General features: G+C 44.8%; 17 protein-coding genes and 3 pseudogenes. 12 read left to right on the top strand and 8 right to left on the bottom strand.

All coding sequences use genetic code 11. From position 1 onward, the window contains the following. Positions 1-124 precede the first annotated feature (124 nt). Positions 125-523, top strand: coding sequence for a helix-turn-helix domain-containing protein (locus ONZ52_RS11265; RefSeq protein ID WP_265218705.1), 399 nt, complete (start codon positions 125-127; stop codon positions 521-523). Between the two features lie 33 nt (positions 524-556). On the opposite strand, the gene trhA is transcribed toward ONZ52_RS11265, so the two are convergent. From trhA to ONZ52_RS11245, 4 genes are all read right to left on the bottom strand, one after another. Then, a complete protein-coding gene (gene trhA / locus ONZ52_RS11260) occupies positions 557-1249 on the bottom strand; it encodes a PAQR family membrane homeostasis protein TrhA (protein WP_265218704.1) in 693 nt (230 codons plus the stop codon). 77 nt (positions 1250-1326) lie between these two features. Next, positions 1327-1971, bottom strand: coding sequence for an amidohydrolase family protein (locus ONZ52_RS11255; protein ID WP_265218703.1), 645 nt, complete (start codon positions 1969-1971; stop codon positions 1327-1329). After that, complete coding sequence (locus tag ONZ52_RS11250; protein ID WP_265218702.1) at positions 1971-2423, bottom strand: hypothetical protein; 453 nt, start codon at positions 2421-2423, stop codon at positions 1971-1973. Before ONZ52_RS11250 ends, ONZ52_RS11255 begins: the two co-directional genes overlap by 1 nt. Before the next feature lie 140 nt (positions 2424-2563). Then, positions 2564-3331: an undecaprenyl-diphosphate phosphatase gene (locus tag ONZ52_RS11245; protein ID WP_265218701.1), complete on the bottom strand. Its 768-nt coding sequence runs from the start codon at positions 3329-3331 to the stop codon at positions 2564-2566. A gap of 241 nt (positions 3332-3572) precedes the next feature. Here ONZ52_RS11245 and ONZ52_RS11240 point away from each other — a divergent pair, with 241 nt between their 5' ends. From ONZ52_RS11240 to zntR, 9 genes and pseudogenes are all read left to right on the top strand, one after another. After that, positions 3573-4280, top strand: coding sequence for a UTRA domain-containing protein (locus ONZ52_RS11240; RefSeq protein WP_265218700.1), 708 nt, complete (start codon positions 3573-3575; stop codon positions 4278-4280). 183 nt (positions 4281-4463) lie between these two features. Then, a complete protein-coding gene (locus ONZ52_RS11235) occupies positions 4464-5492 on the top strand; it encodes a putative 2-aminoethylphosphonate ABC transporter substrate-binding protein (protein ID WP_265218699.1) in 1029 nt (342 codons plus the stop codon). A 128-nt stretch (positions 5493-5620) separates the two neighbouring features. Beyond that, a pseudogene (locus tag ONZ52_RS25040) lies at positions 5621-5908 on the top strand (ATP-binding cassette domain-containing protein); the annotation flags it as partial. Positions 5909-5963: 55 nt separating this feature from the next. Further along, positions 5964-6623 (top strand): ATP-binding cassette domain-containing protein, encoded by a 660-nt coding sequence (locus ONZ52_RS25035; RefSeq protein ID WP_346433235.1) that lies wholly within the window; start codon positions 5964-5966, stop codon positions 6621-6623. Positions 6624-6719: 96 nt separating this feature from the next. Beyond that, positions 6720-8425, top strand: a pseudogene (locus ONZ52_RS11220) (putative 2-aminoethylphosphonate ABC transporter permease subunit). Positions 8426-8559: 134 nt separating this feature from the next. Then, complete coding sequence (locus tag ONZ52_RS11215; protein WP_265218698.1) at positions 8560-8802, top strand: hypothetical protein; 243 nt, start codon at positions 8560-8562, stop codon at positions 8800-8802. 29 nt (positions 8803-8831) lie between these two features. After that, positions 8832-9356 carry a hypothetical protein gene (locus ONZ52_RS11210; protein ID WP_265218697.1) on the top strand — a complete coding sequence of 175 codons (525 nt, stop codon included), beginning with the start codon at positions 8832-8834 and terminating at the stop codon, positions 9354-9356. Positions 9357-9409: 53 nt separating this feature from the next. Continuing rightward, a complete protein-coding gene (locus ONZ52_RS11205) occupies positions 9410-9955 on the top strand; it encodes an HAD family hydrolase (protein ID WP_265218696.1) in 546 nt (181 codons plus the stop codon). 193 nt (positions 9956-10148) lie between these two features. After that, positions 10149-10466 (top strand): Zn(2+)-responsive transcriptional regulator, encoded by a 318-nt coding sequence (zntR, locus tag ONZ52_RS11200; RefSeq protein ID WP_265218694.1) that lies wholly within the window; start codon positions 10149-10151, stop codon positions 10464-10466. Between the two features lie 130 nt (positions 10467-10596). Here zntR and ONZ52_RS11195 read toward each other — a convergent pair whose 3' ends face one another. Further along, positions 10597-11517 (bottom strand): LysR family transcriptional regulator, encoded by a 921-nt coding sequence (locus ONZ52_RS11195; protein ID WP_265218693.1) that lies wholly within the window; start codon positions 11515-11517, stop codon positions 10597-10599. Positions 11518-11627: 110 nt separating this feature from the next. Here ONZ52_RS11195 and ONZ52_RS11190 point away from each other — a divergent pair, with 110 nt between their 5' ends. Together ONZ52_RS11190 and ONZ52_RS11185 are read left to right on the top strand one after the other, a co-directional pair. After that, a complete protein-coding gene (locus ONZ52_RS11190; RefSeq protein ID WP_265218691.1) occupies positions 11628-11900 on the top strand; it encodes an oxidoreductase in 273 nt (90 codons plus the stop codon). After that, complete coding sequence (locus ONZ52_RS11185; RefSeq protein WP_265218690.1) at positions 11900-12751, top strand: alkene reductase; 852 nt, start codon at positions 11900-11902, stop codon at positions 12749-12751. The genes ONZ52_RS11190 and ONZ52_RS11185 overlap by 1 nt, the downstream gene beginning before the upstream one ends. Before the next feature lie 79 nt (positions 12752-12830). Here ONZ52_RS11185 and ONZ52_RS11180 read toward each other — a convergent pair whose 3' ends face one another. From ONZ52_RS11180 to ONZ52_RS11170, 3 genes and pseudogenes are all read right to left on the bottom strand, one after another. Continuing rightward, positions 12831-13655 (bottom strand): phosphodiesterase, encoded by an 825-nt coding sequence (locus ONZ52_RS11180; RefSeq protein WP_265218689.1) that lies wholly within the window; start codon positions 13653-13655, stop codon positions 12831-12833. After that, a complete protein-coding gene (locus tag ONZ52_RS11175) occupies positions 13649-14290 on the bottom strand; it encodes an ABC transporter ATP-binding protein (protein ID WP_265219397.1) in 642 nt (213 codons plus the stop codon). Before ONZ52_RS11175 ends, ONZ52_RS11180 begins: the two co-directional genes overlap by 7 nt. Positions 14291-14296: 6 nt before the next feature. Further along, positions 14297-14742, bottom strand: a pseudogene (locus ONZ52_RS11170) (ABC transporter ATP-binding protein); the annotation flags it as partial. Positions 14743-14748 lie beyond the last annotated feature (6 nt).

The following is a 14748-nucleotide window of genomic DNA, read 5'->3' as shown; positions in this document are numbered from 1 at the left end:
ATACCGTCTTTTATTTGTCTTTAAGACACAAATTGTCACCAATATTGCCTATATGGCAAAAAGTGTCAAGCAAATTGCCTGTCAGGTTTTGCCATATAGGCAAAATTAAACGGATAATCTTGCCATGAATATTGGCCACGTTATTAAAATTTTGCGTATCCATCGTAAAATGACTCAAGAACAAGTCGCACTGGAGGCTGACATGGCCACCAGCAATGTCTCACGCATTGAAAAAGGTCAAAGGCAGCCCTCACAAAAAGTCTTACAAAAGCTGGCCATAGCGTTAGATACTAAACCATCGATTTTATACGCTGCCAGCGAGCATTCTCCCGAAGACATAGTCAATTTTTTACAGCAAGAAGATGATAAGGAAAAACATGCGGGGAACCCAATCGACCTTCATTTCACTTATGAAGCAAGAATGATGTTGAGCTTATTTAATGAACTGACACCAAACAACAAATCCTTGTTGCTCGAACAACTGAAAACATTGCACAGATGGCAAACGAAAATGGATCAATAACAAGACGCTATCCTGTCTTTGCCAAACATGCGCCTAGGCACCATAATAAAAAATCGCAAAATAATGACAAACCGTTCCAGCGACCACAAACAAATGCCACACTAAATGACCGTAATGTAATTTTGAATCGATCACAAAAAACACCACACCCAAAGTATAAAGAACACCGCCCAGTACCAACAAAATCAAGCCATTTGGCTCCATTAGTAAAACGAGAGGCTTAATTGCGATAAGGATAAGCCAACCTAAAATAACGTATAAGGTTGTAGAAATGGCAGGATGGGATGCCTTTCCAAAGGCTTTTAGAGCCACACCAACCAGTGCCAAGGTCCAAACCGCTGCCAGCAGCGACCATCCCCATACGCCTTGTAACACCCCCAAGGTAAACGGTGTATAAGTGCCTGCAATCAGTAAATACACCGCAGAATGATCTATCACACGAAACACATATTTCGCCTTACCTTTTGGCATTGCATGATAAAGTGTTGATGCCAAATAGAGCAAAATCATCGTGCCAGAAAAAATACTGACGCCAACTAGAAAACTCAGATCAGCGTAATCAATAGCACTTAAAATAAGAAACGGCGTACCTACAATCGCCGCTACTAGCCCCAGTCCATGACTGATACTATTAGCAACTTCTTCGCCTAATGACTGCCCTCGATTGGGGACCGCAGAAAAAACTTTTTCATACTCAACGCCTCCTAAGTGAAGAAATAAAAGCATGAAACAAATAAGCGTATTTAACAACGAAAGACATTGAATAAATAAAGCAAATCAGAAGAAACCATCGGCAATACTTTTTAGCGTTTACACACCATAGGAGCCTGATAATCAAGATTCAATAATTTGAAATAATTCTCTCCCAGCGCAATATTGCGAAATGCATTATCATCCAAATATTGAAGTATGCGACTCGTGACCTCTAATTCTTGTTGGTAAACCTTAAAATTATTGCCTCGGAAGGCAACAAAATCTGAGCCTGGCAAAATACGCTCTGCATAACGATTAAGAAAAGCCACATACAAAGGCTGATTGGCCGCCTTACTAAAATAATAATCCTCTAAAATTCGCCATGATATGTCGATCATCAAATTCGGATATTGGTCCAATAAACGCGATAAAATAGCAATGTGTTCAGAAGCCTTCATGTCTGTCTGCTCATAAGACAAGCCCATATGCGCCCAAACTATTTTGTTATGTGGGTACAAGGCTAACGCCCGCTCCATTAAAGGCAAATATAAGGTAGGTGAGGCATCATTACCAATGTCTGAATGAATGGTGATTGGATAATCTCTCGCTCTTAACTCCGCCATAAAACCGGCCCATTGGGTGATATTTTGTGCAGTAGCGGGTTTATGACGATTATTGAATTGCGCTTGCTTCACCAAATTCACCTCCCCCATCCAATGAAATAACCCTGGGTACTCCTTTTCATAAAGCGTCATCAGGGCAACGGTGGAGCTTCGGGGTCTGACAAATCGGTAAAGGTCATAGACAACGTCAGATGAAGATCATCTGGTTTGTATTCCAGCATATTGGCGGCATTGACAAAATCATTGCGCGTGGTAGGCGACACGGGCGTGCCAGGGCATTTTAAATAATTAGAACAAAGAGAATCTGACGGCAACATTTGCCCGATGCCATACACGTTAGCAAATCGAACACTGGTCTGCGATAAGTAGTCATTCACCTCATTAAACGGAATCGCCCGGCCATCAAACGGACGATAATGCAAGTGCGTATCCACCACAGCGGTGTAGGGTTCAGTTTGTCTGTCATAACAAGCGGATTCTCCTTTGAACGAATCCAATGAACGCAAAACTGGCGTGTTATCGGAAGACGCACATCCACTCAGCAACAAAGAAACCAACAGACCACATGGTAAACAACGATGCATAACACACATTCCCAACAGCTTACAGGCTCAATAAGGTAAACACTTTAAAGCATTACAAAACATCTCTGCCTCTGTGTAAACCACTGTTCGATGTTTATCTTAAACCACATCCAATTGATTCAAAGTAAGGAGTGATATAATCACTGGGCAAGAAACAAGAGCAGCACGCCAAACAAAATTCGATACCAACCAAATGCGACAAAGGTGAACTTTTCTAAAAATGCCATAAGTAACTTCATCACCACAAACGCACTAAAAAAGGCAACTACAAAACCAAAAACCAAAGGTTGCCATTGCTCGCCGGCAAACTCCTGATAGTTTGACAGTAAATCATAACCTGAGGCCGCCATCATCACCGGTAAGGCTAGTAAAAAAGAAAACTCAGCACTGGCTTTACGACTTAAACCCACCAATAAAGCCCCCACTATGGTAGAACCGGCACGACTAGTACCAGGAATAAGCGCTAATAGTTGCGCAAAACCAACCCACAAAGCTTGTTTAAAGCTCAAGTTATCTAAGTTTTCAACACTGGGAGATTGATGCTTAAGCCATCTTTCCACCATTAAAAAAACAATACCACCCACAATAAACATGGTGGCCACAACCGACACGGAAAACAGGGCTTTTATTTGGTGACGAAACAAAAAACCCACCATAGCAACCGGTAAAAATGCCACAAAAACTTGACACCACAAACGAAAATGCCGAGGTGTAAAACGCGCTTTATAATTGGCAATAACAGCCAAAATCGCCGCCAATTGAATAATCACCTCAAATGCTTTATTGCCCTCTGTTTGCTCCATACCCAGCCACTGACTGACCACAATCAAATGACCCGTTGAAGAGATAGGCAAAAACTCCGTTACCCCTTCCACCAAACCTAAAATACCACTCTGTAATATATCCATCGTTGTTGACCTACGTTATTCCTCGAACAAGTGTAAAAAATGCTTGGCTTTTTTTGAAATGGGCCAGATTGAAAGGGCAACACTATAGACAAAGAAATGTGAAAGAAAAGTAAAAAGTCGAGCAACATGGCTTCACCCGAAAACATTATCTTTGTTTTGACCTATGATCATCAAAACGCTATTTTGTACGGTGCTTTTTCCACCCCTGCCGTACAAAGCTGTTTTCTCATAGGAACGCCCCATGTCCACCCATCACTACTATCAACTGCAAAGCTACTTTCGCGAACTGATTGAGCTAAAAACCCTAAAATCAGGCAGCAAGTTACCATCGGAGAGAGAGATAGGGGAACAATTCAAACTTACCCGCATCACTGTTCGACAAGCGCTACAAAATCTGGAAGCAGAAGGTCTTATTTATCGACAGAATCGTAAAGGCTGGTTTGTAACGCCACCTGCTGTGGTATACAACCCATCCAGTCATCTTAGTTTTAATTTGTACGTCACTGAACAAGGGTTCGTGCCGCATACAGAAAAATTAATGCAACAAATTGAACCCGCCAACGGCTATATTGCCCAATTAATGAACATTCCTGAGAACGCACCTGTTCTATATCTTCATCGCCGTCGCTATATCAATCAACGCCCCGTATTGATTGAAAAAATGTACATCAACACAAGATTATTACCCGACATCGAAAAAGAAGACCTTACTCAGTCTTTAAGTCAGCTATTGAAAAACAACTATCAGCGGGAATATCGAGACATGGATTTGGTCTTTAAATCCACATCGTTACCAAGCAGCGCCGCCAATGATTTGGGCATTTCAGCGGGGCAGCCAGGACTACATATCGAACGTATTAACTACACAGCAGACAAACAAGTACTCGAGGTGGATTACGAGTTTTGGCGGCATGATGCCGTTACGATCAACATCGCCATCCGAGACTGAATGACCTTGTAGCACCCTACTTCCAGCGCCTTTTCCATGGAAAGGGCCTTTCTTCTCTTGCCACAGCCAAATAAATTCACCCTTATGTCATCGATTTGACATATTTGGCTGATATTTTGCTTACTCAATCTGGTATATACCAGTTTAAGTCAATGTCAAATGATGAAAGATGGAGAAGTGAAGATGACTATTAAGCCCTTAATTAAAAGTCTTAGTGCTATCGCCGGTATCGGTATGGTTTCCATAGCCGCTCACGCAGCAACAACAGAACTCACTGTCTACTCTGCCGTAGAAGCGGAAGATTTGAAAAAATATGCGGCTCGCTTCAATCAAGACTATCCAGACATCAAAATCAATTGGGTACGTGACTCAACAGGCATAGTTACGGCTAAACTACTAGCAGAAAAAGCCAACCCTCAAGCCGATGTCGTTTGGGGCTTAGCGGCGACTAGCTTAATGCTGCTCAAAAACGAAAATATGCTCGAAAGTTACAAGCCAAAAAACTACGATCAACTGTCCCCTAAATTTAAAGACACATCAGACAATCCTATGTGGACGGGCATGGACGCATGGATGGCCGCCATCTGCTACAACACAATCGAAGCAGAAAAGCTTGGCTTACCTAAACCGACTTCATGGCAAGATCTCACAAACCCTGTCTATAAAGGTCACATCGTTATGCCAAACCCTAGTTCATCGGGCACAGGCTATCTAGACGTCAGCAGCTGGTTACAACTGTTTGGTGAAGACAAAGGCTGGGAATACATGGATGCGCTTCACAACAACATTGGCACCTATACGCATTCAGGATCTAAACCTTGTAAGTTAGCGGCATCAGGAGAAACCGCGATTGGTATTTCGTTTGCTTTTCGTGCAGCCAAATCCAAAAAAGAAGGCGCACCACTGGACATCGTTTTTCCAACCGAAGGTCTAGGCTGGGACATGGAAGCTACGGCCATCATCAAAGGTACTGACAAGCTTGAAGCAGCCAAAATTCTAGCGGATTGGGCCGCCTCTCAAAAAGCCAATGAAATGTACAACGAAGGCTATGCTGTGGTGGCCATGCCAGGCATTGCACAACCTGTCGAATACTTCCCAGCCAATGCCGAAGCACTAATGATTGAAAACGACTTTGCCTGGTCAGCGGCCAACCGCGATGCGATTTTAACAAAATGGCAACAGCGTTATGACAGTAAAAGTGAGCCAAAATAATTCCCACACGCCAATCACAGAGTGAAACAAGTGGGATCAAGAAAGCCCCGTCAGACGCACGGTACCATGTGGGTCTGACGTTTTTTTGATCAACCGTATTTTACAAGGATTATAATAGAGGGCGACCTATGTCTAGCAAAGTATCCAGTAACGCCTATTTGGAACTTCATAACATTCATCAATCCTTTGGCTCTCATCAAGCATTGAAAGATGTTTCATTACATATTGCCGAAGGGGAATTTGTCTGTTTCTTAGGTCCTTCAGGGTGTGGCAAAACCAGCTTATTGCGTATCATTGCTGGCTTAGACACGCCAACCTCAGGTGTTCTCTTACAAGCGGGTAAGGACATAACCCACGCCCCAATCAAACACCGAGACTTCGGTATTGTCTTTCAGTCCTATGCGCTTTTTCCCAACTTAACCGTCGCTGACAACATCGCCTATGGCCTTGTATCCCAAAAGGTGTCCGTTAATGACCGCCGAGACTCGTGTCAAAGAGTTATTGGCTACCGTCGGCCTGTCAGGAAGCGAAAGCAAATACCCAGCGCAACTATCAGGTGGTCAACAACAACGCGTGGCGCTTGCCCGAGCGCTCGCCACGTCCCCCGGATTATTGCTCCTCGACGAACCACTTTCTGCTTTAGACGCCAGAGTACGTGCGCATCTGCGTCAAGAAATCAAACAACTGCAAGAAAAATTGGGCGTCACAACCATCATGGTGACTCATGACCAAGAAGAAGCCCTAACCATGGCCGATCAAATCGTCGTGATGAACCAAGGCGTGATCGAACAAATTGGCTCGCCACAAAATGTTTATGCCCACCCACACTCCCCTTTTGTCGCCGAGTTTGTTGGTGAAATGAATTTTCTCAGTGCCGAAGTCACAGGCGCGGGACAGATGCAATCCGGTCAATTAACACTGCATTGCGATCAATCCACTCACCTTATGCTAGGAGACAAAGCGCAGTTAGCAATTCGCCCAGAAGACGTGCGTTTCTCAACCAATCAACATGACAACAATACGCTCAGCGCTCAGGTCATTCATCTAGAATTCTTGGGCTTCACGGGTCCGTTCATTATTAAAACTGGACAACCACAAGCGCCCAATATTGGCCGATATTTCTATGAATGAAATGGCTAACTTACAGTTAAAACAAGGCCAAACCGTTCAGTGTCAGTTACCACAGGATCGTCTGCATGTGTTTGGGGGTGCGGCATGAGTCAAACCATGACCAATAAAGCCACCTTCACGACAACCAAACGACCTTGGCTTGGACGTCGTAGCCTAGATGAATGGTCGCTTGGCGGTGTATTGATCATTGGCGTACTTGGGTTATTTATTTGTGTGGTCTTGCCGCTTTATACTCTGCTGTCTAAAAGTGTGCAAAACAGCGACGGACAATTTGTCGGCTTAGCCAACTTTGCCCAATTTGTGTCCACTCCTAGCTTATTTAATTCCGTCAGTAACTCGTTATCGATTGCTTTAATATCGACCATCATTGTAACCAGTCTGTCTTTTTTAGCTGCGTACGCCATTAGTCGTACCCGCATTCCGCTAAAAAACACCTTTCGCACCCTGTTGGTTTTGCCAATCTTAGCGCCGTCTTTGCTGCCTGCGATTAGCTTGGTGTATTTATTTGGTAACCAAGGGATTCTCAAAGAATTACTGATGGGAGAAAGCATTTACGGCCCCATCGGTATCATTATCGGCTCCTGTTTTTGGACCTTTCCTCACGCCTTGATGATCATGTTAACCGCCCTCGCTAACACCGACGCGAGGTTATACGAATCCGCAGAAGCACTGGGCGCATCGCCCATGCGCACTTTTTCACTGTCACCCTGCCCGCTGCTAAATACGGCATCATCAGTGTGGCTTTTGTTATTTTTACTCTGGTGATTACCGATTTTGGTGTGCCCAAAGTCATTGGCGGTCAATTCAACGTGCTCGCCACCGACATATATAAACAAGTCATTGGCCAACAAAATTTTGAAATGGGTGCCGCTGTCAGTGTCATACTCTTGTTACCTGCGATACTCACTTTTGCAACGGACCGTTGGCTACAACGCCGTCAGTCTGCACTGCTTACCTCCAAAGCCGTGCCGTGGACACCACCCGCTCGTCCCTTGGTTGATAAGGTGTTTCTCGGGCTTATGTGCTTCATATCGGCCTTTATAGTGAGCATTATCGCTATGGCCGTTTACGCCTCTTTGGTGACTTTTTGGCCTTATAATTTAAGCTTATCACTGAAAAATTATAACTTTGACCTTATGGACGGTGGCGGTTGGGCAGCCTATTGGAACTCCATCCAAATGGCATCCTATACGGCGATTATTGGTACCATTTTTATCTTTTTCCAATCTTACCTAGTCGCAAAACTGGCCGGTTTTGCTGTGCTTAAATGGCTTTTCCATCTGTTCGCCATTCTGCCGTTGGCAGTACCTGGTTTGGTTTTAGGCCTAGCCTATATCTTCTTTTTCAACGCACCAGACAACCCGCTCAATGGTATTTATGGCACTATGACCATTCTAGTGGTATGCACTATCAGCCACTTTTACACCGTCTGTCATTTAACCGCGACCACCGCGCTCAAACAGATCGACACAGAATTTGAAGCCGTGTCCGCATCCCTTAAAGTGCCGCAAATCCTCACTTTTTGGCGCGTCTCCTTGCCGGTGTGTATGCCCGCAGTACTCGACATAGCCAGTTACCTTTTTGTGAATGCCATGACGACGGTATCAGCCTTGGTGTTTTTATACTCATACAATACCAATTTGGCCTCTGTGGCCGTGTTAAACATGGACGAAGCGGGTGATATCGCTCCGGCGGCGGCCATGGCGGTCATGATTATGCTGACCTGTATGGTCGCCCGCTTGATTCATTGGCTATTAGGCAGCGTATTGCTCAAACATACGCAGCATTGGCGCCGACGCTAGGAGTCGCTTTACATGACGATAACCGCCATTATCTTGGTGCTTATTTCCACCTTTATGCACGCGGGCTGGAATTTCTTCGGAAAAAAACCAGCCCCACCTTGGGATTCTTTTTTCTCACTATGGTGGCGGGCACCGTGGTTTTTTCCCCAGTGGTGTTTTACCACTGGTCACTGATACTGGCCCTCAATAACGACATTTTGATCTTGCTGCTGTTAACAGGGTTATTTCAGTCTTTCTATTTATGGGGATTGGCTGAAGCGTATAAAGCTGGCGATATGTCGATTGCTTACCCTATCGCTCGTTCCTCACCCTTAATCGTCGTGTGCATTTCCAGCTTTTTCTTGGTCAACAGCAAAACGTTTCCGCGCAAGCGGTAGCTGGAATCGTATTCATCGTAATTGGCTGTTTGTTTATCCCCTTACCAAGCTTTCGAGCCTTAAAACTCTCCAACTATCAAAACCGCACGACGGCTTTTGCCCTGGTCGCGGCATTTGCGACCGCTGGGTACTCTTTAGTAGACAATCGTGCGACACAACTAATGCGAGGCTTAACCAACGACGCAGGCGATACGATCGCCAGCGCCAGTGAAGTGGCTTTGGTCTATGTCGCCTTGCAAAGTGCGTTTTCCGTTATTTGGATGATAACCATTGTATTAAGCACGCAAAAACAGCGTACGGAATTGTCCTTTCTGAGTCGAACCCAATGGCGCGCAGCGCTGTTTACTGGGGCGCTCATGTTAGGAACCTACTCTCTGGTGATTTTAAGCATGGCCTTTGTGGATAACGTCAGCTACGTGGTGGCGTTTCGGCAATTAAGCATTCCACTAGGTGTACTCTTCGCGGTGATTGGCTTTGGAGAGTCACTAAAAGGCCCCAAAATAATCGGCGTTGCCATTACGTTTATTGGTCTAATCGCCGTAGCACTGGGCTAGCAAATTTCGTTTCACACTGACCTATTTACTTAACACATCAATAAGGAAGCACAATGGCACTGGCATTTTTTGACCTTGATAACACACTGGTCGCAGGCGATACCGCCCAAGCGTTTGCGGAATACATGGCCGCGAATGAACTGCCCACTCCGAGCGACTTTTTGGCTGTCAATCATGCTTACATGGCAGACTATGATGCAGGCAATTTAAACCTTGCAGATTACATGCGTTATACCTTGTCGCCTTTATTTGGCTTAAACGCAGAAACAATAGCGGCTTTTATTGAGCGCTTCATTCAGGATGTTGTGGTGTCTATGACGCTGCCCAAAGCCCAAGCGTTAATTCAACAACACCAAGACGCTGGCGACGAGGTGGTCATTATTTCTGCCACAGGCATTCACCTCGTGGCACCTATTGCCCGCTACCTAGGCGTAAAACATGCGTTAGGCGTTGATATTGAAATCAAAAATGGTCACATTACTGGTGAATTAACGGGCGTTCCCACCTTTCGAGAAGGCAAAGTCACCCGTGCGCTACAATGGGATTCAAGAACAGGGCTACGAGATGACAGACACCTACTTCTACAGCGACTCCCATAATGATATCCCACTGCTGGAAAAAGCCCTTTACCCCGTAGCAGTAGACCCTGATCCTATTTTGGCAGCCACCGCACAAGCCAAAAACTGGCCCATAATCAGCCTAAGACAATAAGCATCAAGCAAGCCTAAAGGCGCGACCTCTTTTTGTGATGTCGTGCTTTAGCGCGACAAGGCGTTATACTCAAGGAGAAAAATGACAGGAGAAACGAAAATGTACCAAATTGGTGAACTGGCTAAAGCCTGTGGAATCAACCATGACACATTACGATTCTATGAAAAAAACGCCTTACTGACGCCTTCCCATCGTTCTGAATCTGGCTATCGTCTTTACACAGAAAAAGACAAAGAGATTCTGCAGTTTATCTTACGAGCAAAATCGGTTGGCTTTACTCTTGCCGAAATCCGAGAGTTGTTATCGATTGAAATCGACAAAGCCAACAATGCCTGCGCCGATGTAAAAGTGCTGGTGGATACAAAACTCTCAGAAGTAGAAAAAAACTCGCTGAACTGATACGTTTCCAAACATCGTTACAACGCCTGTCCGATGCGTGCTGTGGCGGCACAGAAAGCGCCGAACATTGCACCATACTCGAAGCGCTAGAATCCAATACAGAAGATGTTCGCCATGAACACCACCACGATTAAATAGGCAATAAACGCTGTGATTCTTCATCAAAACGCTTAAGTAGAAAATCAAGAAACGCTCGGACTCTCGCTGGCATATAGCGATTACGATGATACAAAGCATGAGCAGGAACCTCAGCAGAGGTCCATTCTGGTAATACTATTTCCAAACGCTTTTCATGAATATCCTTCGCCACATCCCAAATAGATTTTAGGACAATTCCATGACCATCCATCGCCCACTGACGAGCTACCGCGCCATCATTCGTTTCTCGTGCATTGTCCATCGAAACCCGGACACTTTCTACTTCCTCTGAGCTAGTGAAGCGCCAATCAATGATCGGGCCATTATTCGAACTTAAGACAATACAAGGGAACCGAACAAGGTCCTCAGGGGATTGGGGATAGCCAAATCTTTTAAGGTAATCAGGAGAGGCACACAATACACGTCTATTTTTCGCTAATTTACGGGTAATAAACAAACTATCCTGAGGCTCGCCAAAACGAATGGCTAAATCAATATCCTCTCGATGCAAGCTGGATAAAGAATCAGACAGTAACAAAGTGAACTGCACATCAGGATAAATCGCATTAAATTCATCCAGCCAGCCAGTAAGCATATGTCGGCCAAAGTCTGATGTGGCTGATATACGAATTCGACCACTAACAGCCTGAGTGCGATTTTCTAGAAAAGCAAAACCATCATCAAGCGCCTGCAAGCCTTGTTGGCAATACAACAGAAAAGCTTTGCCTTCATCAGTAAGACGAAGGCTGCGCGTTGTCCGCTCAAACAATCGAGACTTTAATTGCGTTTCAAGATTATTAAGCCGCGCACTCGCAGCGGCTGGCGACAATCCCAACTTGCGACCCGCCGCCGAGATAACTCCTAAGTTTGCCGCTTCGACAAACAGTCTAATATCACCAATATTCTGCATCATTATTCCAAATAATTTGATAATAGCTCAAACAATAGACCAATTATCAAAAATATAAAACAGATGAATAATATTCCCTTAGATAGTCATTTATTCATTAGGAGATAACCAAAATGCCAACGAACAATACCACTCAGACAACACTTTTTTCACCGCTAACATTTTTAGGACAAGAACGACCACATCGTGTTGTTATGGCGCCAATGACTCGCGCTAGAAGCACTCAACCTGGAGATGTACCGAATCAAATGAATGCGATCTATTACGCACAACGCGCATCAGCAGCGCTTATTATTAGCGAAGCAACACAAATATCACCGCAAGGAAAAGGCTACTCTTTTACCCTGGAATTCACAGTGCAGAACAAGTGGAAGGATGGCGCTTAGTGACGAAAGCGGTTCATGCCAAAGGCGGTAAAATATTTCTACAACTTTGGCACGTTGGCCGTATGTCTCACCCAGATTTTCACCAAGGAGATTTGCCTGTGGCGCCATCCGCAGTGCCATTCGAAGGACAAATATGGAAAGTAGACCCTACCACCAATAGAGGAATCATGGTCGATTGCCCAACTCCTAGAGCATTAAGCAAAAAAGAAATTGCAGCCATCATCAAGGATTTTCGACATGCGGCACAAAATGCCATGGATGCAGGTTTCGACGGTGTTGAAATTCACGGAGCAAACGGTTATTTGATCGATCAATTTCTTCGCACCACCTCCAACATTCGACACGACGAATATGGCGGCTCACGAGAAAACCGTCTGCGTCTCCTAAAAGAAGTAGTTATTGCAGTGGCCGACCAAATAGGTCCACAGCGCACAGCCATCCGCTTAGCGCCGTTTTTAACCGCACGAGGTATGAATTGCCCAGATATTTTACCAACAATTAGCGACGCCACTGAGTTCTTAAATTGTCTAGGCATTGCCTATCTACACCTTGTCGAGGCTGATTGGGACGATGCACCAACGTTCACTGAATCGTTTAGACAAACAATACGCCAAAATTTCAGTGGTCTAATAATAGTTGCTGGTAAATACGACCTTCCTAGCGCGGAATGGGTCATCTCAAATGGCTATGCTGACCTAGTTGCTTTTGGGAGAGACTTTATAGCGAATCCAGATTTACCCAGACGTTTAGAGCAAAACCTACCACTTGCCTCCTTTGACGGATCGACGCTGTTTAGCGGTTCTGAAATAGGATACAGTGATTACCCAGCGTGGGGAGAAGATAATATCTAATCCAAAAACTCACCTGTCATAAAGCGAGAGCCTGTCATTCAATATGACAAGCTCTCAAACTAATAAAGCTGATACGATCTCAATCAATCAGCTTGTTGTTCTCGTCGAAAAAAGGAAACGGTCCTGCTGACTTTTCTGCTGATTCAATGTAACTGATATGACTAACCACGCTGTCTAGTTCAAGCTTGAACAACTGAATAGCAGGCGGTTCAAGGGAAAACCTCGATGGCGCATTGGGGTTTAAGTCCAAGGTCACGGCATGACTATGAGATGGTCCAACCCAAACCGGCAAGCCATTCCATGTGGCGTATATAGCACGGTGTAAATGCCCAGCTACCAAGCCTTTGACTTGCTCATGATGTTGAAGCACCTGCCATAGATCATCGTCATTGAGAAGTTTTTGCACATCCATATGATCAATGCCTACCTTCATCGGCGGATGATGAAGAAAAATCATTGTCGGCAATGCGTTTTGTTCACAAAGCTTGGCATCCAACCAAGCTAACGATTCTGGCGCCAGTTTCCCATAAGGTTTACCCAAAACAGAGGAATCTAGACCAATTAAATGGTAGCCATCGACTAATTGGGAAAAATGGCAGTATTCAGGGTGATCAAAACTTGCAAATCCTTCAAAGGCAGCACGAAGGTGATCTCTGTGGTCATGGTTCCCTGGAATCACTTTGACAGGCGCCTTGAGCTTTTTCAGCTCAGGCACTAAGACATCGTATTCTTCAGGGGTACCAAAATCGCCTAAGTCACCGGTTACTACCACCCAATCAGGTTGAGGTATTAAAGCATTGATATGGCTCACGGCATTTTTTAAGCACTGTAAGGTATCCACTTTTTGATAGGCTATTTTGCCATTTTTTTTGATATGTAAATCTGTCAATTGTGCGATCAACATGACATATCCTCCGTTTCCTTTGTTGGCAACAGAACCACGCGCAAAGGCGGAACCAATAAACCGACTCGATCTCCTCTGCTGTAACGTTTTCGTTCAAAACAATCTACATGCAGCAATTCGGTCACACCTTCAACACTTACCAATACACGTGTTCTGTCTCCTAAAAACACACTATGAAAGACCGCACCTTTTAGGGTAGCGTCTTCAAATGCTATTAAACGCATGTCTTCAGGACGAGTCATACAACGCAGCCGTTCGCCCTCTTTATGGGGGGAATACAAGGCTTCAGGTAACGCAATGAAATTTGATTTAAACGACAGAGCTTGGCCATGCAACAGACCATCGAAATGATTCATCTGACCAATAAAGTTGGCGACAAATTCGCTTTTAGGCGACAAATAAATTTCCTCAGCTGTGCCAATTTGCGCAATGTCACCGTGATCCAAAATAGCAATACGATCTCCCATCGCCATGGCTTCTTCTTGATCATGAGTTACATAGACGGCCGTGATGCCTAAACGTTTCAACAAGGCATTAATGTCCGTTCTTAAGCGTTTTTTCAGTAAGGCATCCAAGGCAGACAAAGGCTCATCGAGCAAGAGCACTTCAGGTTCGGTAATAATGGCTCGCGCCAAAGCGACTCGCTGACGCTGCCCCCAGACAGTTGATCAATACCACGCTCGGCATAAGGCTCCAAATCAAAGAGAGTCAGCATTTCTTGGACTTTTCTCTCTTTTAACACTTTGCTTTCACCGCGTACTCGTAAACCATAAGCGATGTTCTCGCTCACATTCATATTGGGAAACAAGGCATAGGATTGAAACACCATGCCGACTCGACGTTGTTCGATGGCAATATTGGTCACATCTCTTTCACCAAACAAAATTTGGCCGCCTTGATCACAAAACTCTAAGCCAGCGATAAGGCGCAACGTCGTGGTTTTGCCACAACCAGAAGGCCCAAGTAAAACTAAAATTTCACCCTTTTCAATGTGTAGATCCAAGGGTTGCAGGGCCAGCGTGCCATCTGGAAAAGTTTTCTGAACCTGCTTTAAGGTGATCGCCACACTTGTTGATACATTTTTCATTATGTT

This window comes from Marinomonas rhodophyticola, assembly GCF_026113935.1.
Taxonomy (GTDB): domain Bacteria; phylum Pseudomonadota; class Gammaproteobacteria; order Pseudomonadales; family Marinomonadaceae; genus Marinomonas; species Marinomonas rhodophyticola.
The sequence above is the reverse complement of the archived record's forward strand: the minus strand, read 5'-3'. Positions and strand labels throughout refer to the sequence as shown.

Coding starts and splice junctions, on each gene's coding strand:
- zntR (WP_265218694.1), top strand. CDS start 10,149: ATGACAGGAGAAACGAAAATGTACCAAATTGGTGAACTGGCTAAAGCC.
- ONZ52_RS11205 (WP_265218696.1), top strand. CDS start 9,410: ATGGCACTGGCATTTTTTGACCTTGATAACACACTGGTCGCAGGCGAT.
- ONZ52_RS11190 (WP_265218691.1), top strand. CDS start 11,628: ATGCCAACGAACAATACCACTCAGACAACACTTTTTTCACCGCTAACA.
- ONZ52_RS11250 (WP_265218702.1), bottom strand. CDS start 2,423: ATGCATCGTTGTTTACCATGTGGTCTGTTGGTTTCTTTGTTGCTGAGT.
- ONZ52_RS11265 (WP_265218705.1), top strand. CDS start 125: ATGAATATTGGCCACGTTATTAAAATTTTGCGTATCCATCGTAAAATG.
- ONZ52_RS11245 (WP_265218701.1), bottom strand. CDS start 3,331: ATGGATATATTACAGAGTGGTATTTTAGGTTTGGTGGAAGGGGTAACG.
- ONZ52_RS11255 (WP_265218703.1), bottom strand. CDS start 1,971: ATGACGCTTTATGAAAAGGAGTACCCAGGGTTATTTCATTGGATGGGG.
- trhA (WP_265218704.1), bottom strand. CDS start 1,249: ATGCTTTTATTTCTTCACTTAGGAGGCGTTGAGTATGAAAAAGTTTTT.
- ONZ52_RS11235 (WP_265218699.1), top strand. CDS start 4,464: ATGACTATTAAGCCCTTAATTAAAAGTCTTAGTGCTATCGCCGGTATC.
- ONZ52_RS11195 (WP_265218693.1), bottom strand. CDS start 11,517: ATGATGCAGAATATTGGTGATATTAGACTGTTTGTCGAAGCGGCAAAC.
- ONZ52_RS11240 (WP_265218700.1), top strand. CDS start 3,573: ATGTCCACCCATCACTACTATCAACTGCAAAGCTACTTTCGCGAACTG.
- ONZ52_RS25035 (WP_346433235.1), top strand. CDS start 5,964: ATGACCGCCGAGACTCGTGTCAAAGAGTTATTGGCTACCGTCGGCCTG.
- ONZ52_RS11180 (WP_265218689.1), bottom strand. CDS start 13,655: ATGTTGATCGCACAATTGACAGATTTACATATCAAAAAAAATGGCAAA.